Source organism: Pseudomonas sp. Wu6, from assembly GCF_019891515.1.
In the GTDB taxonomy this organism is placed as follows: Bacteria; Pseudomonadota; Gammaproteobacteria; order Pseudomonadales; family Pseudomonadaceae; genus Aquipseudomonas; species Aquipseudomonas orientalis_A.
Genome location: NZ_JAFLXH010000010.1, coordinates 44,773 through 71,547, shown reverse-complemented (window position 1 = coordinate 71,547; position 26,775 = coordinate 44,773). Strand labels below are relative to the sequence as shown.

Sequence of the window (26,775 nt, the reverse complement as noted above, 5' to 3'; positions counted from 1 at the left end):
GAACAGTCACCTTCGGTGGCACTTGAAAATAAAAACCAACGGTACCCGCAATGGACCGGCATCGGTTCACTGAAAAACGCCTTGGGCCAGACCTGCAATGCCGTTCTGCTGGACACGCGCAATCGCCGGGGTAAGGCCGTCGGCCCGGCGTATGTGCTGACCAGCGGGCATTGTGTGTTCTACAGCTACGGTACAGCGCGCATCCGCCAGGCGTTCAACGCCGATGTGACCTTCAATTACTTTCATGACACCCCCGAACGGCATGCCACCTACGCCGTCAAGACAGCACATTGGAGCAGCATGGCGGGCACTGACCTGGCCGTACTCGAACTGGATACGTCACTGGCCGTGCTGGTGGCCAGCGCGATCATGCCACTCAAGCTGGCTTCTCATCGTCAGACATCGGATCGAGAAGTGATCAACGTGGGCGCGCCGACCGGTTTTCTGAAAAAGGGCCTGCGCATGAGTGTCTGCGTGGAGTCGCCCCTGAACAGTTTTGCCGAACACCCCGGCGTGTTTCCCAGCGCCTTGCACAACCGCTGCAACGGTCTGCGCCCAGGCAGCTCCGGCAGCCCGATGCTGGACCGCAACACCAATGAAATCACCAGCATCATCAGCAAGGTCGCGTCTGCCATTCAGAAGGACATTCTCAACAGCTGCCAGAACAACTCGGCGTGCGAAGCGGCCAAATTCAATTACAGCTATCCCGCCAACGACGTGTACTACTGCTTTGTAGACGGTGTTTTCCGTAACGACACCCCAACCTGCCAGCTCAAGGCCGTTGACATCACGCTGGACGAGCCGTGGGATCTGAAACCGTATGTGCACTTGCAACGTGACGCCGCCGACCAAATTACCCGTCCGACCTGGAACCTGAGGTTCTCGATCCAGGAGCCGTTCTACCGATTCAAGGCCGTGAATGACATCAGCGATTGCGCACGCACGCACGGCTACCAAGTCGCTGCCGGCTCTGACGAGGCCTATATCGACCAGCCCATCGGCCCAGTGCTGGGGCCGCATGTGCTATGCATACTCGGCGTGCAAAAGGCCGAGCAGCCGCTGACCCAAGCATTGCTGCGCAATGTGTTCACCCATTCGGTATTCCTGACCAACCCGGCACCGGCCCCGCAGCTCAAACACCGCTATCACATCGCCTGGGAAAGCCAGCACAACGGTTTTAACCGGCATTACTACTACAGCGTGAACCCGGCGATCAGCACCCTCTGCGGCGATATTGACGACGATCGCTACATCCTGGCCACGGATGGCATTTTTCTTGATATAGCCGAGCTGCCGATCACGCTATGCAGCTATGCGCGTAACAGCGCCGGGCAACCGTCGGCCATTCGTACAGACGTGATCAAAGGTGCGACGGTTCACTCGCAGCGTCATGCGAGGTGAGGCAGCTGGCCACGGCCTGTCAGCCCACCGGCAACGCTGGGGAGGGGGGGTGTTTGCCAGGCTGAGGCGCATCACTACTCCTCCAATCCCTCAGTTGCGCATGGCCTAGGCCACGGCGATCTGGCCGGCCAGTCCTTTGCCGCGAGCCTCCCCCATAACGTGCGCGCCAGGATGTCCAGGCCTTTTTCGGTTGCGTTCATACTTCTCTCCCAGCGAAAAAGCGCGGCACAGTGGCCGGGCGGAAAACTGCTCTGAGTATATTCACTGACACAAAGATGCGTTGGCCTGTAGACTCCGCCCCGCTATCAATTTACCCCGGTCACCCCGGGGAAAGGGAGGTCATACAAGTCAAAACTCAAGCCTATAGGCCAGACATTGACGGCCTTCGTGCCATCGCTGTGCTGCTAGTTGTCCTCTACCATGCAAAATTCCCCGTACTGGGCGGGTTCGTCGGCGTAGACGTGTTCTTTGTTATTTCAGGCTACTTGATTACGTCGATTCTGCGCCGGGAAATACTGGCGGATAAGTTTTCGTTCAAGTCGTTTTACATTCGTCGCATCAAGCGCTTGTTGCCAGCCTATGCGTTCATGATGTTGTGTCTTACTATTTACTGCTACAACTACCTTATGCCGGACGACCTTATATCGTTTGCAAAGAGCGCTGTGTACTCATTGGTAGCCGTCAGCAATATTTATTTCTTCTCTGGTACAGGATACTTTGGATCGGCCAGCACCGAGCCTCTGCTGCATACCTGGTCAATTGCAGTCGAAGAACAGTTCTATATCGTTTGGCCGGTAATCATGCTGGGGCTAGCTTGGATCAGCAATAACAAGATCGCTCGCCACATCATTGCAGGCCTGTTCGTTGTGTCGCTGGTCGCATCCGAGTATTACGCAGTAAGCTCTAAAAACGCTGCTTACATGCTGCTGCCGTTCCGGTTCTTCGAACTTATGATTGGCTGCATGCTGGCTCTGTACCAACATCGCATCACCCGATACGCCAAGTTGCCAGGCACCATGTCCGTCGCGGGTGTCGCGCTCATCATCGGCAGCGCCTTGTTGCTGGATGAGTCGTTCGCATTCCCTGGTCTGAATGCACTACCAGTCTGTCTGGGTGCCGCCCTAGTAATTGCTGCGGGCTTTCGGTCTCAATCCGGAATAGGAACCAGGCTACTGGGGTTCGCCACTATTCGCTACGTGGGTAAAGTGTCCTATTCCTTTTACCTGTGGCACTGGCCCGTGCTGGTGCTCGCAGCCTATCGCGGCATAGAACTAACCCACACCAACGCAGCAATCCTGATGATCATTGCCTTTGCTGCGTCTGCGATCAGCTACCACTTAGTGGAAACCCCGTTTCGGAACGTTCGTCAAAAACGTTTCGCTCCGATCTTCGCCGGCATGTATCTGGTGCCTTTGACTGTCATTGCTGTCTTCGCCTACGTGATCATCGAGAACGACGGCTACCGCGCCCAGTCTGGCGCATTGGTGGCCGAACTGGATGAAGCCAACACGTCGCACGTACAGCGCTCGCAATGCATCAGTTTGATGCTGGTTGGCAACGTGGAGGAATGCCATCTTGGCGTTGATAAGCCCACGATGGATGGCATGTTGGTGGGCGACTCCTTTGCTAATGCCTACGCCCCATTCGTTGGTGAGCTGGCCAAAGATGCCGGCTTGATGATCCACGACACGACGGCAGGCTCAACCCCAGCCATACCCGGTGTGTTCATGATGGACATGCAAAATAAGTTGTCTACCGTAGAAGCAATAAAGATCGCCAATTACAACACCGAGCGGTTCGAACTGGCGAAAAAGCAGAAGATAGTGATCTTGTCCAACTTCTGGAATAACTACGCTAGCTGGCAAGTCAGGTTCAGAATCCAAAATGAGAAAATGGAGGACGTCACAAACGAAGTCGATAGCCTGCAAATGCAAACAGTCAAAGCGTATCTTGATGCTGGCGTAAAGGTGGTGGTGATCGTTCAGCCATTTGCTGAAATTGGCAGAACCACAGTCAACAAGCTACGCGGCATGAAATTGAGACACGCGGACGCATCGGAAGTAATGCTGCCGCCAGTTGAAAAAAATGCAGACCGCATTGAATACAAGATAAAAAAGGCTTACCCGCAAGTTGTACTGATTGATCCCAATGAGGTGATTTGTAACGAGACGTGCACTTCGGTGGTGGCCGGAAAAATTATATTCAGGCTTGATGGTTCTCATCTAAACGCGTCTGGCGCCGCCGCCCTTGGCGCTGAGTACAAAAAGCTCAAAGGCAACCCCCTGAAAACTCTGTAATGAAAGGGGGCGTATGCGCCCTCGATCAGGGTTTCTTTTAATCAGGATTAAAGATTTGGCTCTTGGCCCGAATTGTGTAAATACGCGGAGTCGACATCGGGCCGGAGCCCTTTACCGTTCACCGCCCTGCTCGACTCCCGCTCAAGATTGATGGCGAGGCTGGGCCTGCCCGGCGAAAGCCATGGGCGATTTGTTTACGGTTCCCGGCACCCACTCCTGGTGTGCTGGTCAAGGGGACCTTCACGGCCCCCTTTGTTTCTCGTTACTCCGCCATTTGACGTATGGCTCTCTCAATGCGCTGACGTCCCGCATGAGCAAGCTTGCTTACACCAGCTTCTTTCGCGACCGCGTATATCAAGCCCTCCCCCGCATGCCCCCGCTGCACCATCTCATCGACCAAAGACCGTAGTTCCGGCAGGCAGATTTCAGATAGCCCTCTTGTAGTGTCTTCGTCGCCGGGCTTCCGGAAGACCACACTGGCGTCCGATTCGATATGAGCCGGCCAGAAAAAGACTCCTGTCTGCTCCTCTTCATGTGAGCGGAATCGAGCACGGGCAATTTGGTCAACGCGATCACGTATCCGTGAGCCGGTTCGTACCCAGCCATGAGCACGGGCAATGCGCCTTGCGAGTGCCGTGTCCAGAACCGGCCCCTCTTGCGTTACGACATGAGCAATCATCTGCTCCAACGTTTCCGTGTAACTCGCCTCAAAGAACTGATCTGGATCGACCAACCCTACTGCCTGACGAGGGTCGGCTTCTTTATAAATCAGATATGCAGAGGGACGAGCAAAATCCAAGACATCCTCATCTGGTGTGATAGATGCAGCCTTGGCGTACTTCAAATCAGGCAACGCGCCTGACGGGTCATTGGATTCGGCCACACTGTCCACTGTGGCAACCACAGCAACCTGACTTACTACCTCAATGACCTCAGCCATAGCTGCGTCGATTTTCAGTCGCTCTGCCTCTTGAGCGGCATCGATGACAGCCTGCTTGGCTCGGGACTCAGCAAGGAGTTCGTTCAGACGTAGATGTACCTTTTCGGCAGTTCCAATTGCATCAACCCACCAGTCTGTCGACCATATCCTAACGATCTCCCAACCAAGTCCACGCAGTACAAACTCACGGAGCTTGTCACGATCACGAGCTGTCGCACTGCGGTGATAAGTAGCACCGTCGCATTCAATCCCGGCAAGGTACCGTCCAGGTGAGTCAGGGTGAACAACCCCAAGGTCTATTCGAAAGGAGGAAACGCCAATCTGGGTAAATATCTGCCATCCCTTTTTAGCCAAGGCCGCTGCAACCGCCTCTTCGAATGGGCTGTCGAAACTACCCACGCTACCAAAGTCAGCCTCTGCGAGAGCCCGTGGGCCACGCTCTGCAAACTCCAAGAAGTGCTTAAGATCTCGAACCCCGATCGCTTGCGTACGAGCTAGATCAATATGCTCTGGGCGCAAGGTCGAAAACACCACAAGCTCCTGGCGAGCACGGGTTATTGCCACGTTCAGTCGACGCTCACCACCAGGGCGGTTCATCGGACCGAAGTTCATGGAAAGCACACCGGCAGCGTCTTTTCCGTAGGTGGTCGAGAAATAGATGATGTCTCGCTCATCGCCTTGAACGCTCTCAAGGTTCTTGACGAACACAGGTTCCAGCTCGGACTCAGCGAAATACGAATCGAGTGATGGGTCTTTCCGGCAAGCCTCATCCAGCATGTCCATGATGAGCTTCTGTTGCTCGCCGTTAAAGGTTACGACCCCCACGGTCCGCCCGCTTTCGCGGAAGGCCGGAGACTGTAGGCGGGCAACCAAATCAGCAACTAAATATCTTGCTTCAATTAAGTTTGTTCGCGACCCACCCTTGTCATATACACCCGGGACTGGGCATAACCGTACTGCTTTGTCGGCCGTAAACGGTGATGGGAAAGTCACCAGCTTCGACTGGTAGTATCGCTGGTTCGAGAAAGCGATCAGACTTTCGTGGCGGCTACGGTAGTGCCAGTTCAGATTACGCATTGGCAGATTGGCACTGATGCACTCGTCCAGAATACTCTCGAGGTCAGCCTCTACATCCTCATCTTCAGCGGTCGACTCAGCTCGGTTAAAGAACGAAGTCGGAGGGAGCTGTTTGGGGTCGCCCACCATCACCACTTGCTTCCCTCGGGCCATTGCGCCGATGGCATCCCAGACAGGTATTTGAGATGCCTCATCGAAGATAACGAGATCGAACGGCGTCGAGGCAGGAGGCAGATACTGAGCAATGGATAGAGGGCTCATGAGCAAACATGGAGTCAGCTTGGTTAGCGCTTCTGGCGCACGACTCATTAGCTCCCGCAATGGGATGTGCTTGGTCTTCTTGCCCATCTCATGTCGCAGAACGCCCCACTCTGAAGAGCGACTTACACTGTCTTGGCTTGGTAGGTCGGAACATAGCCGAGCCCGGAGCCAGTCCTTGGTCAACTCGGTGAACTTGTCATCCAAAGCCCGGAAATCGCGAATTCGTTGCTCATGCTCCACGCTGACGAACGTCCGGATCACCTCTTCATTATCGACCGTCGTATTCAGCCACCAGCGGGCGTAATTTACTTCCAATACACGACGGACTTTTCCAGAGCTGATGGCTCCTGTTTCCATCGATTGAACAATCGGCGCCAGGCCGACAGCGTAGGCTTCATCGCGAACCTTCCGCCAAGCGCACCATGCCTTAAGGCGCGATTCAGACGAGACGACAGTTTCGCAGTTTGTCTTGATATCACTTAGCGCCAGGTGAGCAGTTTCGATGACGCCCATTTCGGTGAAATGACCGACAGCCGTCAGGTGCGCCGCTCGCGCCTGTAGCAACTCAAGCTTTTCTCGAAGAGCAACACCGGCATTGGCTATAGCAGCCTCCGGTTCAAGTAGTGCGTTACCATCCCCCAACAGAGTTTGAAGCGGTGTTTTGTAGGCCGCGACCTGCTCAGGATTGAGTGCCAGCTTCGCCACCGCGGTAGCCATCTCCCCCTGAAACGCTGCCGCACTACGCACGACATCAACTTTCGTTTTCAAGTCATTCCAGACAGGAACGATTTCTCGCAGATCGGCCAGATCCACCAACTCTCGCTCAACTGCTGCTCTGTTCTTGAGCAACTCAAAATCAGCTTTTAACGACGAGCCACAACGCCCCTCCTCTACATGAGGATGGTCGTCGACAAGCCGACCGCGTTCTTCTATGCCACGTCGTTCAGCCTGGAAGCGCAGAGCTGCAGTCAGCACGTCAATATCCGTGGTCAAACCGCTCCAGAGAGAGCTAGTTGCTGAGCTGAGATCAACCAGCTCATCTAACCCAGCATCGAGACGAGTCAGCGCACGCAGCCGGCGGAGTTCCTCCTTCAGGCCATCACCTAGCTGGCCCTGCTCAACCAACTGCAAGCCGTCATCGATCCAGGCAGAATTACTTTTCTGAAGCCGCATAGCCTCTTGCAGCTTGATCGCTGTCGCGAGATGCGTTGCTTCGGATTTGGCACCTTGCCAAACAGCAACACACTCATGACCTGGCTCCAGCTCATCGATTGCTCGACGCACCGACCGAATCTCTACCCAAGTAGCGAGATCCTTGCCATTGTCGACTTCACCTGTTGACGTCTGCGTCGGAGCCAATAGCCCAGCGATGCGGCGTTTTCCGAACCAAGACTTAGGCCAGAAAGACTCCTCCGCGTCTTTCCACTCGCGCAGCAGGAGTTCGGTATCAAGTACTTCAATCGCATCAACGTAGGACGCCGTTAGCTGGTGCTTGAGGTCGTCTATCTGACACAGCAATGTGACAGCTTGCCCGAGAACGTCAGTGACATTTTCTGGCCAGGCCGAGCCTAGATCAACGAACGTAGCGCGGCGTTGCTGCAGCAAATCAATGCCTTGTTTAGCTTCAGCAATAATACGAGAGGACCAGAGGGATGAGAGTCTGGAGTTAATGTCCCGGTGTTCGTCGACCCAAGTGCAGCCGTCACTCAGACGTTTAGAAATCGAGCGAGCATCGGGGCGCAGTGCGAAACGCCAATCATGCCCAGCGGCAGCAGGAAGTGCTCGAGAAAGGATCGATAGCCCCTCAAGCGCTGTTGGGGTGTACTCCGTAACAGGAAGCCCAGACAGCTCAACAAAGCGATCGGCAGCTCTCTGGACTTCAAGCACAGCGGGAAGCACGTCACGAGCCGCCTGCACGAATTGTTGCTGCCAATGAGGCGACCACTCTGCTTGGCCTACCCCGGACAAAGCGTTGCCTGCCAGCTGACTGTAACCCACAGCCTGTGCGTTCACTTCAAGGCGGTCGCCCAGCTCTCGAAGTTCAAGCATGGCCTTCTGATCATGCGTTTCCGGAGATGGCCAACCAAGTGGAGCTACTGCCTCATCAACACCCGATGTCACCGTCCCGATGGCATCGTAGATGGTGTAGCCGTTGCGGTGCCGGCGATGCAGACGCTCGACATAAATATTGAGGCTGTCACGCAGGGACGCGAGCCGCTGCGCTTCCACCTCCCATGCGGCAGCATCTACCTGCCCTTTCGCTTCCCAAGCCGACTGTAACTGAGCAAGGACATCCGTTTTCCGAGCTTTGCTGGAGTGAAGTTCAAGGCAGAACTCACCCAGACCGATTTCACGCAAGCGCCGGTACACGACGTCCAGGGCAGCAATTTTCTCAGACACGAACAGCACCCGGCGCCCTTGAGCGATCGACTGGGCGATCATGTTGGAAATCGTTTGGCTTTTACCCGTGCCAGGTGGGCCGATGAGAACGAAGTCTTTACCCTTGGCTGCGGCCATCACAGCCGCAAGCTGAGATGAATCAGATGGCAATGGGCAAAACACATCAGTCGGGCCGTAATCACGGTCCAGTGACTCCGCCTCCGGAAACGGGGTATCGGAGATGAACGAATCACGTGGCGTATCCAGAAGGTGCTGGACTACAGGGCTCTGTCGAAGGTGCTCTGCATTCTCGGCAAGATCCTTCCACATAAGATACTTGGCAAACGAGAACATCGAGAGCACAACGTCCTCGTTAAGCTCCCAGCCTGCGATGTCCTTGATCGCATGACCAACCTTGTTCCAAATACCGGCGATATCCAGACCGGAGTCGTCCCGAGGCAGCTCCTGCTCCAGTGAACCCAAGCCCAGTTCAAAGTCTTGACGCAGCATCTCGATCAGAGTCGGGTTAAAACGAGGCTCATCATCGTGCAGCACCATGGTGAATCCAGAACGCGCACTCTTACGCTCCAAAGTGACAGGAACCAAGACCAGTGGCGCTTTGTACTTTTGTCCGGCCCTATCCTCGCGCGTCCAGCTAAGAAAACCGATGGCCAGGAAAAGCGTGTTGGAGCCACCTTCCTGCAAAGCAGTACGAGCGCTTCGATATAACTCAGTTAACCGGACATCCATTTCGGTTGACGTCAGCGCAACGAATACTTCCCTACGTTTGAGAGCATCTTCAGCATGACGGCGGCGAACATCTTCTCGCTCACGCTGCTCATAGAGTGCGCGCTCACGCGGATCTGCGCCATCCATCAGGTCAGGCCTAGTAAGCAGCTTCAGAGACTGTCCACTCGCAAGAATGTCCTCGAGAGCACCAGGATCAGGCGATTCAAGCTTCAGCGCTCGCTTACCCATTTTGAAATTGAGCAAGTTATTTCGAAGCGACAGATCCAGAAGCTTCCGCTGCCACCGGCCCAAGCGATCTGCTGGGTCTAGCTTGGACAGATCTTCAACCTGTACCTTATTATTGTCATCAGCGAGGCCGATCCCTTCCTCCACAAGAAGCGATGGAGCTTCATCAGTCTCAGCAACGGCGACACGTGCGATCTGAGCCTCTGAGCTGGCGAGCGGTTTGATACGCTGCAAACGGGCGCGACGGATATCTAGCAGCATCTCGAAAACACTTTCAGCGTCTTCGGCTACTTGTTTCGTGCCCATCTCTACCGCATAAGAGAATGGCGGTATCGAGGCGTGGGTAATAAGAGTGGTCTCAAATAGCACGAGTTCCTGAAGCTTCACCCGCTTACGCACTGCAGTGACATCATCCACCACTGCAGTCGTGAACTCTTCTGGCTTAAGCCACAAACCAGCAAAAGCGTGACCATGGGTGAATACGATCACAGGGTTAAGACCGATCTGCTCCAATGCTGCGCAGAAAAGCAGAGTCAGATCGAGACAAGTAGCCAACCCGGAGTCAGCAATCTGACTGGGGCTACGAGTCTTCTGTCCTGATTGTTCAAAGCTGGCCGGCGGCAACGCATAGTCGAGCTTCATGCGCGCCACCGCGCCCCACACTGCCGACGCCAACTGCCAAGCTCTTTTGGGGCCACCCTCATATCCATCAAGTGCCGACGGCTTATCGCTAAGACGAAGCAACTCGGCCGCCTGCTTGAGCAACCGCTCAACCGCTGCATCATTCGGCTGAACAAAAGCCGCAGTCATATCTGGTATATGCCGCAATCCGCCCCACTGGTTTCTGGGCAAAAGGTCTACGACCTGTTCAAGCCGAGCAACTTCCTTGCGACCGCTCTCCGCCTCCTTGTCATCGGCTTCGAGGACAAATGTAAAGGTCGACATTTCTGACTCTGTCAGGCGACTCAACAACGGGCCGTCCAAGACAAGATCAAGCCCAGGTATGACCCGGAAGCTATCTGCAGCGATCTCGTCGATCCGCCAGATCTTGGACTTAAATACCTCGGGGGCAGAGCTAAGCGTAAGAGTGGCATTGACGAAACGATTATTCGTTTCGTTCGAGATACGAAGCTCGCGAATCACAGGGATAGCGTTCTGGAAATCTGCAAGATTTAGCTTTGCTACCAAGGTGGCAAGGACCTTTACTTCCTTAGGCGGGGCTTCTTCTTGGGGTGTGAGGGGCTGAACGATATCGTCCATGCGCAACAATCCTTGTCGTTATGCTCAAGGGAGTGCCGAAACTGACCGGCCAGGGAGCCCCTCTTGAGCTGATGGCGGGATGATATCTCTTATAGTCACAGCCGTAATGTGCCTTTGGTCGTCACTGTTCTCCCAGGCCATCATCGAACGTCAGATACTACGACCGACACAGCTCAATATCGAAAAAGGACGGAAGTCCATCGGGCAAATTTCGATAGTGGTATCACATCGAAAAATCCATCAAGAGCCGGGTGTTCTGTGGGGTAAAAACACTTAAAAACAAAAAGGGGTTGCGAGATAAAATCTCGCAACCCCTTGAATTGTATGGTCGGGACGGAGTGATTCGAACACTCGACCCCTAGCACCCCATGCTAGTGCGCTACCGGACTGCGCTACGCCCCGACTAGGCGTGTTACTGGGTTTGCTTCTTAACGAAGCGAATCGGAATATACCGCAAGCTTTTGAAATGTGGAAGTATTTTAAAAGCCTGAATCACTTTTTCAACACCACCAGCACATCTTCGAGTTCGGAGATCATCTGGCGGATCAGTTGCTTGTATTGGGTGGTGTCGTCTTTGGCTTCATCACCGGACATGCGCTGGCGCGCGCCGCTGATGGTGAACCCCTGGTCGTACAGCAACGCGCGGATCTGTCGGATCATCAGCACGTCCTGTCGCTGATAATACCGACGGTTCCCGGTGCGTTTGACGGGGTTGAGTTGAGGAAACTCCTGCTCCCAATAGCGCAGCACGTGCGGTTTTACCGCACACAGCTCGCTGACTTCACCGATGGTGAAGTAGCGTTTGCCTGGGATGACGGGTAGTTCGTCGTTATGACTTGGTTCCAGCATAAGCCTCAACTCGGGCCTTCAACTTCTGCCCTGGACGAAAGGTGACCACACGGCGAGCCGTGATCGGGATTTCTTCTCCCGTTTTTGGATTGCGGCCAGGCCGCTGGCGTTTGTCCCGCAGGTCAAAATTGCCGAAACCGGACAATTTGACCTGTTCGTTGTCTTCCAGAGCGTGCCTGATCTCTTCAAAAAACAGCTCGACCAATTCCTTGGCCTCGCGCTTGTTCAGACCCAACTCTTCGTACAGACGTTCCGCCATCTCAGCTTTCGTCAAAGCCCCCATACGTCACTTCCTTAACGTGGCGTTCAACCTTTGTTCGAGCGAGGTGAGGATATTTTGTGTCGTGGTATTCACCTCATCGTCATTAAGAGTGCGCGATGGATGCTGCCAGGTCAAGCCAACTGCAAGGCTTTTTCTATGCGGATCAATGCCTTTACCCTGATAGACGTCAAATAGCCTGAGGTCCGTCAGCCATTCCCCTGCATTTTCTCGAATTACTTCCAGAACGGCAGTGGCGGCGACTTCACGATCGGCGATCAGGGCCAGGTCACGACGCACTTCAGGGAAGCGCGACAACTCGCTGAATTTCGGCATCTTGCCCGACGCAACTTCAGCCAGTACCAGTTCAAAAACGAAGACTGGACGGTCCAGACCCAGGGTTTTCGACAGTTCCGGGTGAATGGCGCCGACAAAGCCGACCAAGCGACCCTCGCGCTCGATGCGCGCGGTCTGGCCTGGGTGCAGCGCCGGGTGTTTGCCTGGCAGGAACGTGAATGCATCCAGCGCACCGGCAAAGCCCAGTACCGCTTCCACGTCGGCCTTGACGTCGAAGAAGTCCACGGGGTCGCGGCCCTGTGCCCAGCCTTCCGGCAGGCGGCTGCCGCAGACCACACCGGCCAGCATCGGCTCTTGCTTCAGGCCATCGAGCTGACCGACGAAACGCAGGCCGCTTTCGAACATGCGCACGCGATCCTGCTGACGGTTCAGGTTGTGAGACAGCGCCTTGACCAGGCCTGGCCACAGTGACGAACGCATGGCCGCCATGTCATTGGAAATCGGATTGGCCAGCAACAGCGGCTCGACGCCCGGGTTGAACAGCTCGAATTGCTTTGGATCGATGAAGCTGTAGGTCACCGCTTCCTGATAACCACGAGCCACCAGCAGGCGACGCAACTCAGGCAGGTGCGCACGCGCCTCGGCCTTCGGTTGTGGCGCAAGGCGCGCTTGCGGGTAGCGCACCGGCAGACGGTTGTAGCCGTACAGGCGGGCCAGTTCTTCGATCAGGTCGACTTCCAGACTGATATCGAAGCGATGGCTTGGCACTTCAACGTGCCACTGCCCTTCCCCACCCGCAGAGATGGCGAGGCCGAGGGCCGACAGCAGTTGCTCGATCTCGGCAGGCTCAATCACCAGGCCGAGCATTTGCTCGACGCTTTTGGCACGCAGGGTGATGGGCGCAATGGACGGTAGGTACTGTTGGTTGACGGTCTCGGTGATCGGACCGGCTTCGCCACCGGTGATGTCCAGCAGCAGGCCAGTGGCGCGCTCCATGGCTTCACGGGCCAGCTTCCAGTCCACGCCACGCTCATAGCGGTGCGACGCATCGGTGTGCAGGCCGTAGGAACGGGCCTTGCCGGCGATGGCGATCTGGTCGAAGAACGCGCTTTCAAGGAATACGTCACGCGTGGTCGCGGAGACACCGCTGTGCTCGCCACCCATCACGCCAGCAATCGCCAAGGCGCGGGAGTGGTCGGCAATGACCAGGGTGTCGGCGCGCAGGCTGACTTCCTGGCCGTCGAGCAGTACCAGCTTCTCGCCTTCCTCTGCCATACGCACGCGGATGCCGCCTTGGATTTCGGCAAGGTCAAACGCGTGCAGCGGCTGGCCCAGCTCCAACATCACATAGTTGGTGATGTCGACGGCCGCATCGATGCTGCGCACATCAGCGCGGCGCAGGCGTTCAACCATCCACAGCGGGGTTGGCCTGGACAGGTCGACATTACGGATCACGCGACCCAGGTAACGTGGGCAGGCGTTTGGCGCCGACACTTCAATCGAGCGCACTTCGTCGTGCACGGCTGGCACGCTGGCAACCACTGGACGAGTGACGGGCACGTTGTACAGCGCACCCACTTCACGGGCCAGGCCGGCCAGGGACAGGCAGTCGCCACGGTTCGGGGTCAGGTCGACCTCGATGCTGGCGTCTTCCAATTCCAGGTAAGCACGAATGTCCTGGCCAACCGGCGCATCGGCCGGCAGCTCCATCAAGCCGTCGTTGCCTTCGCCCACCTGCAGCTCAGCCTGGGAGCACAGCATGCCGTTGGACTCGACGCCGCGCAGCTTGGCCTTCTTGATCTTGAAGTCACCCGGCAGTTCGGCACCGATCATGGCGAACGGGATCTTCAGGCCCGGGCGCACGTTGGGCGCTCCGCACACGACCTGGAAGGTCTCTGCGCCGTTACTGACCTGGCACACACGCAATTTATCGGCATCCGGGTGCTGCTCGGTGCTCAGCACCTCGCCCACCACCACGCCACTGAATACACCGGCGGCCGGGGTGACGCTATCGACCTCAAGACCGGCCATCGACAGACGCGCAACCAGCGCGTCGCGATCCACCTGCGGGCTTACCCAGCCGCGCAGCCATTGTTCACTGAATTTCATCCTGCTCTCCTAAAGATTCGTTACGACTAGCGAAATTGCGCGAGGAACCGCAAGTCGTTGTCGAAGAACAGACGCAAGTCGTTCACGCCGTAACGCAGCATGGCCAGACGCTCAACGCCCATGCCGAAGGCAAAGCCCGAAAACTCTTCCGGGTCGATCCCGGACATGCGCAGCACGTTAGGGTGGACCATGCCGCACCCCATCACTTCCAGCCAGCCGGTCTGCTTGCAGACGCGGCAGCCTTTGCCGCTGCACATCACGCATTCCATATCGACTTCAGCCGATGGTTCGGTGAACGGGAAGAAGGATGGACGGAAACGCACCGCCAGCTCTTTCTCGAAGAACACCCGCAGGAATTCTTCGATAGTGCCTTTGAGGTCGGCGAAATTGATATCGCGATCGACCAGCAGGCCTTCGACCTGGTGGAACATCGGCGAATGGGTGATATCCGAGTCGCTACGGTACACACGGCCCGGGCAGACGATGCGGATCGGCGGCTTGTTCGCTTCCATGGTGCGGACCTGTACCGGCGAGGTATGGGTGCGCAACAACATGTTTGCGTTGAAATAGAAGGTGTCGTGCATCGACCGGGCCGGGTGATGGCCTGGGATGTTGAGCGCCTCGAAGTTGTGGTAGTCGTCTTCAACCTCGGGGCCTTCGGCAATGCCGTAGCCGATATGGGTAAAGAACTGCTCGATACGTTCCAGAGTCCGGGTGATCGGATGCAGACCGCCCGAGGCCTGGCCACGGCCAGGCAAGGTCACGTCAATGGACTCGGCGGCGAGCTTGGCCGCAAGATCGGCCTCCTCGAGCGACGCCTTGCGCGCATTGAGAACCTCGGTGACGCGCTCCTTGGCAACGTTGATCAGCGCACCGACCTGCGGACGCTCCTCAGCCGGCAAATTCCCCAGGGTCTTCATCACCTGAGTCAATTCACCCTTTTTACCAAGGTAGTGAACCCGGATTTGCTCCAGGGCATTTACATCTTCAGCGCTTTGCACAGCCTCAAGGGCTTGGGCGACGAGCGCGTCCAGGTTTTCCATGTACAGACTCCAGATACAAAATAGGGGAAGAGCTTGAAGGCTCTTCCCCTATTTATGACGTTTACCACCTTGGGCTACAGGAGTAGCCCAGGGTGACTGTCGGGGGTACTTAAGCCAAGGAGGCTTTAGCTTTCTCGACAATCGCAGCAAACACCGCTTTTTCGTTCACGGCCAGTTCAGCCAGAACCTTACGGTCGATTTCGATGGACGCTTTCTTCAGGCCAGCGATGAAACGGCTGTAGGACAGACCGTTAACACGTGCACCAGCGTTGATACGAGCGATCCACAGAGCGCGGAACTGACGTTTTTTCTGACGACGGTCACGGTAGGCGTATTGGCCTGCCTTGATTACCGCTTGCTTGGCAACACGGAATACGCGTGAACGCGCGCCGTAGTAGCCTTTAGCAAGTTTCAGAATTTTTTTGTGACGCTTACGGGCCATGACGCCACGCTTAACACGAGCCATGAGTTACTTCCTCTATTCTTGAACCAAAATTAACGAAGGCGCAGCATGCGCTCGACTTTTGCCACGTCAGACGGATGCAGCAAGCTGCTACCGCGCAGTTGACGCTTACGCTTGGTCGACATTTTGGTCAGGATGTGGCTCTTGAAAGCGTGCTTGTGCTTGATGCCGTTAGCAGTTTTCAGAAACCGCTTAGCAGCACCACTTTTAGTTTTCATCTTTGGCATGTTCGGTACTCCGCATTCAGTTGATAAACATAATCAGAAGGCCTGCCGTGCCCTGTTGATTACTTCTTCTTTTTCGGGGCGATGACCATGATCAGCTGGCGTCCTTCCATCTTAGGATGCTGTTCGACCGAACCGTACTCGAGCAGGTCAGCTTCAACCCGCTTGAGGAGTTCCATCCCCAGCTCCTGGTGGGCCATCTCACGGCCGCGGAATCGCAAGGATACCTTGGCCCTGTCCCCATCACTCAGGAAACGTACCAGGTTGCGCAGTTTTACCTGGTAATCCCCTTCCTCCGTCCCTGGACGAAACTTGATTTCTTTAACCTGGATCTGCTTCTGGTTTTTCTTGGCTGCGGCAACCTGCTTCTTCTTCTCGAAGATCGATTTGCCGTAGTCCATCAGCTTGCAGACAGGTGGTACAGCATCGGCGGAAATTTCCACCAAATCGAGCTTGGCTTCTTCAGCCTTAAGAAGCGCGTCTTCAATTGACACAATCCCAAGCTGCTCACCTTCAGCCCCAATTAACCGAACCTCGCGTGCCGAGATATTCTCGTTGATCGGGGCTTTCGGTGCAGCTCGTTTATCTTGTCTCATTTCACGCTTAATAGTAATTACTCCGAATCTGGGCGACCACGCCGGGAAACCGCTTGCGCGAGGAACTCAGCGAACTGGGCGACGGGCATCGAGCCCAGGTCAGCACCTTCACGAGTACGCACAGCGACAGTCTGCATCTCGACTTCCCGATCTCCGATAACCAAAAGATAGGGAACCTTGAGCAAAGTATGCTCACGGATTTTAAAGCCGATCTTTTCATTTCTCAAGTCGGACTTGGCACGAAATCCGCTTTCGTTGAGTGTTTTTTCAACTTCAGCGGCAAAATCTGCCTGTTTATCAGTGATATTCATGATCACTGCCTGGGTCGGAGCCAGCCACGCCGGGAACGCGCCCTCGTAGTGCTCGATCAGGATGCCGACGAACCGTTCGAACGAGCCGAGGATCGCCCGGTGCAGCATAACCGGGTGTTTACGGCTGTTGTCTTCGGAGACGTATTCGGCTCCCAGACGGATCGGCAGGTTAAAATCGAGCTGCAGGGTACCACACTGCCAGACACGGCCAAGGCAATCTTTCAGCGAGAACTCGATCTTGGGACCGTAGAACGCGCCCTCGCCCGGCTGCAGGTCGTACGCAAGGCCCGCGCTGTCGAGTGCTGCGGCCAGTGCAGCTTCGGCGCGATCCCAGAGTTCGTCGGAGCCGACGCGTTTTTCCGGACGAGTGGACAGCTTCATCTCGACTTCGGTAAAGCCGAAATCGCGGTAAACGTCCATGGTCAGCTTGATGAACGCGGCCGATTCAGCCTGCATCTGCTCTTCGGTGCAGAAGATATGGGCGTCGTCCTGGGTAAAGCCGCGCACACGCATGATGCCGTGCAGCGCACCCGATGGCTCGTTGCGGTGGCAGGCACCGAACTCGGCCAGGCGCATCGGCAACTCGCGGTAGCTCTTCAGGCCTTGATTGAACACCTGCACGTGGCAAGGGCAGTTCATCGGCTTGATGGCGTAGTCGCGGTTTTCCGACTGGGTGGTGAACATGTTGTCGGCGTAGTTGGCCCAGTGCCCGGATTTCTCCCACAGGCTGCGATCGACGACCTGCGGGGTCTTGATCTCGAGGTAGCCATTCTCGCGCTGAACCTTGCGCATGTACTGCTCGAGCACCTGGTACAGGGTCCAACCGTTCGGATGCCAGAACACCATGCCCGGCGCTTCTTCCTGGAGATGGAACAGGTTCAGGCGCTTGCCGATCTTGCGGTGGTCGCGTTTCTCGGCCTCTTCAATGCGCTGGATATAGGCGGCCAGCTGCTTCTTGTCGGCCCAGGCGGTGCCGTAGATACGTTGCAGTTGCTCATTCTTCGCGTCGCCGCGCCAGTAGGCGCCGGACAGTTTGGTCAGCTTGAACGACTTGAGAAAGCGCGTGTTCGGCACGTGCGGGCCACGGCACATGTCCACGTATTCTTCGTGGTAGTACAGACCCATGGCCTGCTCGTCCGGCATGTCTTCCACCAGGCGCAGCTTGTAGTCTTCGCCACGGGCGGTAAACACGTCGATAACTTCGGCGCGCGGGGTGACCTTTTTGATCACGTCGTAATCTTTTTCGATCAGCGCGTGCATGCGCTGCTCGATGGCGGCCAGGTCGTCCGGAGTGAAAGGACGCTCATAGGCGATGTCGTAATAGAAGCCTTCTTCGATTACCGGACCGATCACCATCCTGGCGGTTGGGTACAGCTGCTTGACCGCATGGCCGATCAGGTGCGCGCAAGAGTGGCGAATAATCTCGAGCCCCTCTTGATCCTTGGGCGTGATGATCTGCAGGCTGGCGTCGGAGGTGATCAGGTCACTGGCATCGACCAGCTTGCCGTCGACCTTGCCGGCCACGGTGGCCTTGGCAAGGCCGGCACCAATGGATGCGGCGACCTCGGCTACGGAAACCGGATGATCGAATGAACGTTGACTGCCGTCGGGTAGAGTAATAGTTGGCATGGCGCCTCCTCTCCTAGTGGTGACCCCTACCAAAGGTCACGTGGGTTGGGATGAGCCAGTACAAGATCCAACACCAGGCCGTTCAATGCTGAACGCCTGCCTTACAGCGGCAGGAGCCTTTCGGCCAACCGATAATCGAACCAGAGTGACTGGAGTGAACAAAAAAGAGCCCTGGCAAGGCGGCAAATGGCACGCCTGGAAAAAGCCAAGCCCACGATGCTAGCACAGATGAACGGTCATCGCGCCGCCACGACCGGGGTAAAGGCAAATTCCATGCTTTAGGGCCGCAAAAGTGAACTTGAGCTGTACGTCGCGCCTCAAACACCCCGAGAATCGCCGTTCGTCCTCGACCCAAAGGAGCATCCCATGATGCGTTTTACCTCGACCCTCGCCCTCGCCGCTTCCCTGGCATTCCTTTCGCTCGGCGCGCAAGCCGCGGCGCCATCGAACTGGCCAGACGGCGCCCGTGACGCGTTCGTCAAAGACTGCAGCGCTGCGGCCAGCCAGAACGTGGACGCCAAAACCGCCAAAGATCATTGCGAATGTGGCGCCAACAAGATCAACGCCGAATTGAGCACCGCGGAAATCAAGGAATTGATGACCAACCAGAACGCCAGCCCGGAGCTGAAGAACAAGGCAGTCGCGGCTATTTCGTCCTGCAAAGTCGTCAAGAAAAAGTAAGAACGTCTGCTGATCAGACGTCCGTTTTGCCAAAAAAACAGCCTGAAAACTGCTATTTCTCACAAATTACGTAGCTTTTACGGCTTTTTTTAACAGCTGATATTTCGCCGCAAAGCCCCGTAGAACGGGGCTTTGCGCCGGATACTCGACTAAACGCAACGCGATTGATTAGCAAACAATGCCTTGGGGGGGCTCCCAAGCCGAACATTTCGACTATGATAGCCCTGTGTGCCCAGTTGGCCTGAGCAGCACAGCACTACTGAAAATATATGTTTCTTGGAGATACACCATGTCTAATCGCCAAACCGGCACCGTTAAATGGTTCAACGATGAAAAAGGCTTCGGCTTCATCACTCCTCAAGGTGGCGGTGACGACCTGTTCGTACACTTCAAAGCTATCGAAAGCGACGGTTTCAAAAGCCTGAAAGAAGGCCAAACCGTTTCCTTCGTGGCTGAGAAAGGCCAAAAGGGTATGCAAGCTGCACAGGTTCGCGGCGAGTAATCTCCGCTGAGCTAAAAAAAACCCCGTCCATGTGACGGGGTTTTTTATGGGCGCTGCAAAAGCCGCAGGCTATCAGCCGCAATTGACCCGCGTGATCACCAGATTATCGTCGGTGTTCAGGTTCAAGCGGTCGGAGCGGTATTCCAACGTGATCATGTCGTTGGGCTTGAGGATGCGTGCATTCTGGGCACCGGCACGGGTACGCGCCTGCTCCAACAGTTGAGGCGAGGCTTTCTGGCCGATCGTGTACTCGGCGGCCTTCGACTCACAGCGGCTATGACCGGCGTCGGTCACGCCGGCATCCTTGCCTGGCTCAGAGGCACCCGGGGTGCTGCAACCCGCCAACGCGAGCGCCGCCAACAAAGTACCGAATGATGCGAGCTTCCAAGGCATGAAGCCTCCTATGATAAAAAAGTGAACAGAGATCGTGCGACAGCGATGCAACCGATTGGTTTCAAGACGTTAACGCCTCACCCGCAAGTCTGCCTGAGTCATGCCAGGCAAGCGTCCAGTCAATCGTGACCAGATATGAACATGCTCAGTAGATATCGATGTAGTCGGACGACGGCGCTGGCCAGTTCTGCTTCAGCGCGTTGAAAATCTGCGTCACCCAGACCTCGTCACTGGCAGCCACATTGCCTACATACCCCGACCCCTTCGCCCAGGTCTCCAAGCGAAACAGCAGCCCGTCGATATCTACGCCGCCTACAACCTTTCCTGAAGAGATGTAGGCAATACCGGCCCTGGTGACCCGAAGCTGGGCATGTTCATCGTCACTGGCACTGGCAATCAGTTGGCGCACAGCTGCCAGCGTAAGACTCTCAGGCTTATTCAAATCGATCTGCACGCGGTGTTTCCCGGCCAATAAACAGGCCGACAGTGTCGCACACCCCTCCCCTCATGCCTAAGTAGCAGTGCCAAACCCCGCGTAAAATGGTTAACTGCGCCCGCTCAAGCCGCACGCCAGCGCATCGCCCAGTACCTAAAGCCCGCGAGATTTCCCATGACCACCGTAACGCTCCAAGCCGATATCAAAGCCAAATGGCCCCAGGGGCAAAGCTCCTACAGTCCCGGCAGTGCGGAGGAGTTGGCGATCATTGGGATCGACCTGCTGGTCAAGGAGCTCGGCACCCAGGGCGCACACGCCTTCATCGGCCAGGTATTCGAGAAATACCCGACCAATTACGACGGTGCACAGGCGCGCGAGTAGGAACCGGCCGGCGAACGCCGACCGGCAAGCGGTTTACTTCAAACGTGCCAGGCGCTCGGTCAGCAGATCGAAAAAGCCCTGGGCATCGCCGTTCTCGACCCAAAACGCATTCTTCTCCTGCTTCAAGCCGTCGTACCAATCAACGATGGTCTGGCCGAAGGTCGGGCCTTCCCGGCTGTCGACGACCACGTTGACCTGGCGACCAGTGAACAGCGATGGCTTGAGCAGGTAGGCGACGACTGTGGCGTCATGCACCGGGCCACCTGGAATGCCATAGTGCTCCATGTCACCTTTGACGTATTCGTTAAGGATATTGCTGACGACCTTGCTCGCGTTGTTGTTCAGGTCTGCGATCTTCTTCAGGCGCGCTTCGCTGGTCAGCACCTTATGGGTGACGTCCAGCGGCAGGTAGGTCAACTTCACGCCACTTTTAAGCACAATTTCCGCAGCCACCGGGTCGGCGAAAAGGTTGAACTCGGCCACCGGCGTAATGTTGCCGCCATTGAAGTGCGCGCCACCCATTACCACCACTTCCTTGATGCCCTGGGTGATTTCCGGCGCCTGGGTCAATGCCAGGGCCAGGTTGGTCTGCGGACCGAGCATGGCGATGGTGATGCTGTGGGGTTTGGCGGTGGTCAGGGTCTTGATCAGGTAATCCACCGCATTGCCATCAGCCAGGCCTTGTTTCGGCTCATGCACGGTGACGCCGGAGATACCTTCCTTGCCATGGATATTCTCGGCATAGATCGGCTTGCGCAGCAGCGGCGCTGGAGCACCCGCGTAGACCGGGATGTCTTCGCGTGCTGCCCACTCGCGCGCCAGGCGGGCGTTGCGGGAGGTTTTGTCCAGGCGCACGTTGCCGGCCACTGTCGTCAGTGCGCGAATGTTCAGTTCCTCCGGAGAAGCCATGGCGAACAGCAAGGCAACCACATCGTCGGCACCGGGGTCGGTATCGATGATCAGGTCGATTTTTTCCGCCGCCTGGGCGCTTGCAGCTGTGAGTGCGGACAAAAGCAAAACACTCCGGAACAGGTTTTTCAGGGAGGGAAGACCACGTTGCATAAAACACTCCTTGTCGTAGGGGGACTCTAGAAGGTTACGCCGGATACCAGCGCGATATTGCAGTAAGGCTGACATTCGCCGGTGCGCACGACCGCGCGCGCCCTGCCACTCAATTGCTTGAACGCTTCATGACTGAGCAGGCGTCGCTCGCCCAGCGCAGCCTGATCGGCCAGCGCATTGAGCTCGACCAGCGCCGCAGGCTGCTTGAGCAGGATTTCTTCAGCCAGCACGTGGCTTTCCACCTGCATTTCGCTGAGCACCACGCGCAGGGTGCTGATGAAATCCGGAATGCCCTGGGTCAGCGCCAGGTCGATCAATTCGACGCCGGGCGGCACCGGCAGGCCGGCATCCCCGATGACCAGGATGTCGCCGTGCCCCAGTGATGCGATTACGCGGGACAGGGCGATATTGAGCAGAGGTGTCTTTTTCATGAGGGCACAAAACCTTGTACGTCGTGCAGCGTAGGAATGGAAGGCTGGGCGCCGGCACGGGTCACCGACAACGCGGCCGCGACCTGGCCAAAACGGATGGCCTCGGCTTCGCTCTTGCCCGCAGCCAGCGCCGCGGCAAAGCCACCCACGAAGGTATCGCCGGCTGCCGTGGTGTCCACCGCCCGGACCTTGGGCGCGACCAAGTGCTCGAAGCTGTTGCCATCAGTAAACAGTGCGCCCTGAGCACCGAGGGTGATGATGACTTTACCGGCGCCCGCCTTGATCAACGCTGTCGCGGCGAGCTTGGCGCTGTCGAGCGAATCGACCGCAACACCGCTCAAGGCGCTGGCTTCACTTTCGTTGGGAATCAGGTAGTCGATCGAGGCATACCACTCGGCCGGCAAGGGCCCACTGGCCGGCGCCGGGTTGAGGATCACCGTCTTGCCCAACTCGCGGCCGCGCTTGAGCGCATGCCCGACGGTGTCCATCGGCACTTCAAGCTGGCAAATGATCACGTCGGCAGCCTGCAACACCGCATCGCAGGCCGTCAACGACTGGGGCGTCAACTGACCGTTACTGCCCGCCACAATCACAATCGCGTTCTGGCTGCTGTCATCCACCACGATCAGCGCAACCCCACTGGAGCCGTCCACGGTGCTGACAGCCTGACAGTCGACACCTTCGACCAGCAGCGCATCGCGCAATTGGCCGCCATAGGCATCGCTGCCGACACACCCGATCATGGCCACATCCGCCCCCAGGCGCGCCAGGGCGACGGCCTGATTGGCGCCCTTGCCACCGGGGACGGTGGAAAACGTCTGGCCGATCAGCGTTTCACCGGCTCGCGGCAAGCGACTGGCGCGGGTGACCAGATCCATGTTCAAGCTGCCTACTACCACTACGTTCGCTGGCATACATCAGTACTCATCAATTCGGTTCAGCGGTATTGGGCAAACACACCCGCCAACGGCGCCGTCGATTCACGCAAGACAATGCTTGGCGTCACGATGCGTTGATCGACCGGCAGTTGGGGTGTCGCTATACGTCGCAGTAATAATTCGGCCGCTGTCTCACCCAGCTGTACGATCGACTGCCCGACCGTGGTCAACGCAGGATAGACATAGCGGCCCATTTGAATGTCATCGAAACCTATCACCGACAACTCGCCCGGCACGCGAATATTGCGTTCTGCCGCGGCGCGAAGCACGCCAAAACCGATCATGTCGTTGCAGGCAAAAATCGCACTGGGCGGTTGCTGCGCAAGCAGCTGCACGGCGGCGGCATAACCGCCGGTGCTGGTGAAATCACTTTCGCGGATGCGCTCGGCGACTGTTTCAACGCCCGCCTCGCGCAGCGCACGCCGATAGCCTGCCAGGCGCATTTGCGCCACGCGCGTATGGGCAGGGCCGGCGATGCAGGCAATGTCACGATGGCCTAGTTCAAGCAAGTGCCGGGTCGCCAGGTAGGCACCCTCTTCATGATCGATCCGCACCAGGTCGACGTCGATACCGTCAAGCGCCCGGTCGACGATCACCATGGGCGTGCGCACCGCGCTCAAGCCAGCCGCAAGGCCACTGTCATCGCCGCCCACCGAGGTCACGATCAAGCCGTCGACGCGTTTCTCCAACAACACGCGCAAATAGCTGCGCTGCTTTTCGGCGTTGTCGTCGGAGTTGCAGAGGATCACGCAATAGCCATTGCGCTCGCAGTAATCCTCGATGCCCCGGGCCAACTCCGCGAAGTACGGGTTGAGGCTGTTGGGCACCAGCAGCCCGATCGTCGCCGTGGTCTTGGCCTTGAGCGAGCGCGCTACCGCACTGGGCACATAGTCCAACTGCTTGATCGCCGCCTCGACCTTGACGCGCACCGGTTCGCTGACCGGGCGCGTCTTGTTCACCACATGGGACACCGTGGTGTAGGAAATGCCCGCCAGCGCCGCCACATCCTTGATCGTTGCCATGGCTCAGCCCCGCCGACTGGCGCGCTGGCTGCGGTACGTATCGAGGACCACGGCAATCACGATCACGGCACCGGTAATGATGCGTTTGGTGGGTTCCGTCGCGCCGATCTGCGCCAGGCCCGCCGCCAGTACCGAAATAATCAGCACACCAAAGAACGTGCTGATGACCGAGCCGCGCCCGCCCATCAGGCTGGTACCGCCGATCACCACGGCGGCAATCACTTGCAACTCAAGGCCCGAGCCGGCATTCGGGTCCGCCGCTTCCAGGCGCGAGATCTGGAACAACGCGGCCACGCCGGCGAGCAGGCCCATCAGGCTGAACACCAGGATTTTATAGGGCTTGGGGTTGATGCCGGCCAGGCGCACCGCTTCTTCGTTGGTACCGATACCGATCAGGTAACGACCGAACACAGTGCGGGTCAGCACCAGCTGGGCGGCGATGATCACCAGCAACGCAATGATGAACGACGGCGAAATCCCGAACGCGATTGGATTGGACAGCCAGGCAAACGAGTCACCGATATAAGCGGTGCGCGAGCCGGTCATCTGGTAAGCCACGCCCCGGGCCATCTCCAGCACGCCAAGGGACACGATAAAGGACGGAATACGCCACGCCACGGTGATGGAACCGGTAAGCGTGCCGGCCAATGCGGCGCAGCCCATGCCCAGCACGGCGGCCGGCAATACACTCCAGCCCCAGCTGAGAATCGCCACGCTGACCGCCGACGCCGCCAATGCCAGTACCGAGCCTACCGAGAGGTCGATGCCGCCGATGATCAGGATGAAGGTCATGCCCACCGCCAGCACCATCAGGTCCGGAATCTGGTTGGCCAGGGTGCTGAATGTGTCGTAGGACAGGAAGTGATCGCTGAGCACCGAGAACAGCGCAATCATCGCCAGCAACGCGCCCGCCAGGCCCAGGTAGGTGCCCAGGCCGTAGAAGTTGCCGCCCGCTTTACCGGGGGAAGTGGTTGTTTTCATGGGGTATTCCTAGGCGCTGCATCGTTGAGCAGCGCGTCACGTTTGTGATAGCCGGCAAAGGCGGCGGCGAGCAATTCGTCCTGGGTCCAGCGGTCGCGCTCGAATGTCTCGATCAGGCGTCCGGCGGACAATACGCCGATGCGGTCGCAGATCAGCATCAGCTCGCGCAGATCGCTGGAGACCACCACCAGCGCTTTGCCCTGGCGCGTCAACTCGCCGAGCAAGGCATAAATGTCGAACTTGGCACCGACGTCGATGCCACGCGTAGGCTCATCGAACAGCATCACCGAACAATCGCGCTCCAGCCAGCGGCCAATCACCACCTTCTGCTGGTTACCGCCCGAAAGCTCGGAGACCAATTGCGCCGGGCTGGAACTGCGGATGCGCATGGCGTCGATCTGGCGCTTGGCCAGGGCGGTTTCATCGCGACTGTTGACCAGCCCGCCCGCAGAAATTTCCGGCATGTTGCCCAAGGCGATGTTGGCGCTGATGGACTGGGTCAGCAGCAGGCCTTCACCCTTGCGGTCTTCGGTGATCAGGGCAATGCCATGGGCGACCGCGTCGACCGGGGAGCGAATGCTGACCACGTTGGCCTGCGGCCCCAGCGCCACCGTGCCGCTGTCGGCTGGGTCGGCACCAAAAATCAGGCGCAGCAACTCGGTACGACCGGCGCCGATCAGGCCGGAAATACCGTAGATTTCACCGGCGCGCACCTGGAAGGACACGTCGCGGACCTTGTCCGAGCGCGTCAGGCCTTTGACCGTCAAGGCCGGTTCGCCGATAGTGCGCGGGCCCAGGTCGATGTGCTCGCCCAACTCGCGCCCTACCATCAGGGTCACCAGTTGTTCACTGTTGTAATTGGCCATCGGCTCGACACAGACCAGCTTGCCGTCGCGCAATACGGCAATGCGCTGGGCCACCCGGGCCAACTCTTCGAGCCGATGGGAAATATAGATAATCGCCACGCCCCGGGCCTGCAGGCGGGTGATTTGTTCGAACAGCATCTCGACTTCACGGGCCGTGAGCATCGCCGTCGGTTCGTCGAGAATCAGTACATGGCAGTCACCAATCAGATTGCGGGCAATCTCGACCATTTGCTGATGACCAATGCCCAGGCTGCCTACCAGGGTGTCCGGGTCGATTGCATCCAGGCCCACCTGGGCCATGGCTTCGGTCGCGGCGGCGCGCAACTGTTTGCGGCTGATCCAGCCACCTCGGCTGGGCAGGTTATGCAGGAACAGGTTTTCAGCCACCGTCAGCGTCGGCAGCAGGTTGAGTTCCTGCATGACCATGCGCACACCCAGTGCTTCGGCCTGGGTGCGGCTGGCGGGTTGATAATCCTGACCATTGAACTGCATGTTGCCGGTGGTCGGCGTGACCAACCCGCCGATGATCTTCGACAAGGTACTTTTGCCTGCGCCGTTTTCACCGGTCAGCGCCAACACTTCACCACGATTGAGCGTGAGCGTGACGTCGGACAGAACCGGTTGGGCATAGGTCTTGCCGATACCGCTGACCGAGAGGACAGCGTTCGGGGCGGAAGATGACATAGGAAAAATCTCCAGGCGCCCGCTCAGG

General features: G+C 57.5%; 22 protein-coding genes and 1 tRNA gene. 5 read left to right on the top strand and 18 right to left on the bottom strand.

Translation table 11 applies throughout. The features are described from left to right. Positions 1-15: 15 nt before the first annotated feature. Together J1G34_RS09475 and J1G34_RS09470 are read left to right on the top strand one after the other, a co-directional pair. Positions 16-1,401 carry a trypsin-like serine peptidase gene (locus tag J1G34_RS09475; RefSeq protein WP_347709490.1) on the top strand — a complete coding sequence of 462 codons (1,386 nt, stop codon included), beginning with the start codon at positions 16-18 and terminating at the stop codon, positions 1,399-1,401. 275 nt (positions 1,402-1,676) lie between these two features. Next, positions 1,677-3,698, top strand: a complete 2,022-nt coding sequence (locus J1G34_RS09470; protein WP_222993862.1) for an acyltransferase family protein — start codon at positions 1,677-1,679, stop codon at positions 3,696-3,698. Between the two features lie 262 nt (positions 3,699-3,960). Here the strand turns inward: J1G34_RS09470 and J1G34_RS09465 are convergent, their stop codons facing one another. The 10 genes from J1G34_RS09465 to thrS form a co-directional block, all read right to left on the bottom strand. Continuing rightward, positions 3,961-10,590 (bottom strand): DUF3320 domain-containing protein, encoded by a 6,630-nt coding sequence (locus J1G34_RS09465; RefSeq protein WP_222993859.1) that lies wholly within the window; start codon positions 10,588-10,590, stop codon positions 3,961-3,963. Positions 10,591-10,915: 325 nt separating this feature from the next. After that, a tRNA-Pro gene (locus tag J1G34_RS09460) sits at positions 10,916-10,992 on the bottom strand. Between the two features lie 90 nt (positions 10,993-11,082). Then, positions 11,083-11,439, bottom strand: a complete 357-nt coding sequence (locus tag J1G34_RS09455) for a MerR family transcriptional regulator (RefSeq protein WP_003174972.1) — start codon at positions 11,437-11,439, stop codon at positions 11,083-11,085. Beyond that, entirely contained in the window at positions 11,420-11,722 is a 303-nt protein-coding gene (ihfA, locus tag J1G34_RS09450) for an integration host factor subunit alpha (RefSeq protein ID WP_002553164.1), read from the bottom strand. The genes J1G34_RS09455 and ihfA overlap by 20 nt, the downstream gene beginning before the upstream one ends. 3 nt (positions 11,723-11,725) lie before the next feature. Continuing rightward, positions 11,726-14,104 (bottom strand): phenylalanine--tRNA ligase subunit beta, encoded by a 2,379-nt coding sequence (gene pheT, locus J1G34_RS09445; protein ID WP_222993858.1) that lies wholly within the window; start codon positions 14,102-14,104, stop codon positions 11,726-11,728. Between the two features lie 26 nt (positions 14,105-14,130). Then, entirely contained in the window at positions 14,131-15,147 is a 1,017-nt protein-coding gene (gene pheS, locus J1G34_RS09440) for a phenylalanine--tRNA ligase subunit alpha (protein WP_003192486.1), read from the bottom strand. A gap of 109 nt (positions 15,148-15,256) precedes the next feature. After that, entirely contained in the window at positions 15,257-15,613 is a 357-nt protein-coding gene (gene rplT / locus J1G34_RS09435) for a 50S ribosomal protein L20 (protein ID WP_003192488.1), read from the bottom strand. 29 nt (positions 15,614-15,642) lie between these two features. Continuing rightward, positions 15,643-15,837 (bottom strand): 50S ribosomal protein L35, encoded by a 195-nt coding sequence (gene rpmI, locus J1G34_RS09430; protein ID WP_002553160.1) that lies wholly within the window; start codon positions 15,835-15,837, stop codon positions 15,643-15,645. A gap of 59 nt (positions 15,838-15,896) precedes the next feature. Further along, the gene (gene infC / locus J1G34_RS09425) at positions 15,897-16,448 is read right to left on the bottom strand and encodes a translation initiation factor IF-3 (protein ID WP_170827566.1); all 552 of its coding nucleotides are present in this window, start codon (positions 16,446-16,448) and stop codon (positions 15,897-15,899) included. Further along, positions 16,448-18,370, bottom strand: coding sequence for a threonine--tRNA ligase (thrS, locus tag J1G34_RS09420; protein ID WP_065887180.1), 1,923 nt, complete (start codon positions 18,368-18,370; stop codon positions 16,448-16,450). Before thrS ends, infC begins: the two co-directional genes overlap by 1 nt. Positions 18,371-18,736: 366 nt before the next feature. Here thrS and J1G34_RS09415 point away from each other — a divergent pair, with 366 nt between their 5' ends. Then, positions 18,737-19,051, top strand: coding sequence for a hypothetical protein (locus J1G34_RS09415; RefSeq protein WP_083203163.1), 315 nt, complete (start codon positions 18,737-18,739; stop codon positions 19,049-19,051). A 289-nt stretch (positions 19,052-19,340) separates the two neighbouring features. Then, positions 19,341-19,553, top strand: coding sequence for a cold-shock protein (locus J1G34_RS09410; RefSeq protein ID WP_003234260.1), 213 nt, complete (start codon positions 19,341-19,343; stop codon positions 19,551-19,553). Positions 19,554-19,625: 72 nt separating this feature from the next. Here the strand turns inward: J1G34_RS09410 and J1G34_RS09405 are convergent, their stop codons facing one another. Next, positions 19,626-19,946, bottom strand: a complete 321-nt coding sequence (locus J1G34_RS09405) for an I78 family peptidase inhibitor (RefSeq protein WP_065887177.1) — start codon at positions 19,944-19,946, stop codon at positions 19,626-19,628. Between the two features lie 145 nt (positions 19,947-20,091). Further along, on the bottom strand, positions 20,092-20,400 hold the full coding sequence (locus tag J1G34_RS09400; RefSeq protein ID WP_065892484.1) for a hypothetical protein: 309 nt from the start codon (positions 20,398-20,400) through the stop codon (positions 20,092-20,094). Positions 20,401-20,556: 156 nt separating this feature from the next. Between J1G34_RS09400 and J1G34_RS09395 the strand changes: the two genes are divergently transcribed. Beyond that, complete coding sequence (locus J1G34_RS09395) at positions 20,557-20,763, top strand: hypothetical protein (protein WP_222993857.1); 207 nt, start codon at positions 20,557-20,559, stop codon at positions 20,761-20,763. Between the two features lie 33 nt (positions 20,764-20,796). Here J1G34_RS09395 and J1G34_RS09390 read toward each other — a convergent pair whose 3' ends face one another. From J1G34_RS09390 to J1G34_RS09365, 6 genes are read right to left on the bottom strand one after another with little or no spacing between them, the layout of a single operon-like run. After that, positions 20,797-21,825: a nucleoside hydrolase gene (locus tag J1G34_RS09390; RefSeq protein ID WP_065887172.1), complete on the bottom strand. Its 1,029-nt coding sequence runs from the start codon at positions 21,823-21,825 to the stop codon at positions 20,797-20,799. Positions 21,826-21,851: 26 nt separating this feature from the next. Further along, the gene (gene rbsD, locus J1G34_RS09385) at positions 21,852-22,256 is read right to left on the bottom strand and encodes a D-ribose pyranase (protein WP_122462776.1); all 405 of its coding nucleotides are present in this window, start codon (positions 22,254-22,256) and stop codon (positions 21,852-21,854) included. After that, positions 22,253-23,170, bottom strand: coding sequence for a ribokinase (gene rbsK, locus J1G34_RS09380; protein ID WP_065892483.1), 918 nt, complete (start codon positions 23,168-23,170; stop codon positions 22,253-22,255). The genes rbsD and rbsK overlap by 4 nt, the downstream gene beginning before the upstream one ends. 23 nt (positions 23,171-23,193) lie before the next feature. Then, positions 23,194-24,216 (bottom strand): LacI family DNA-binding transcriptional regulator, encoded by a 1,023-nt coding sequence (locus J1G34_RS09375; RefSeq protein WP_065887166.1) that lies wholly within the window; start codon positions 24,214-24,216, stop codon positions 23,194-23,196. A gap of 3 nt (positions 24,217-24,219) precedes the next feature. Beyond that, on the bottom strand, positions 24,220-25,197 hold the full coding sequence (locus J1G34_RS09370; protein WP_065887162.1) for an ABC transporter permease: 978 nt from the start codon (positions 25,195-25,197) through the stop codon (positions 24,220-24,222). Further along, positions 25,194-26,747: a sugar ABC transporter ATP-binding protein gene (locus J1G34_RS09365; RefSeq protein WP_065887161.1), complete on the bottom strand. Its 1,554-nt coding sequence runs from the start codon at positions 26,745-26,747 to the stop codon at positions 25,194-25,196. The genes J1G34_RS09370 and J1G34_RS09365 overlap by 4 nt, the downstream gene beginning before the upstream one ends. Positions 26,748-26,775: the final 28 nt, after the last annotated feature.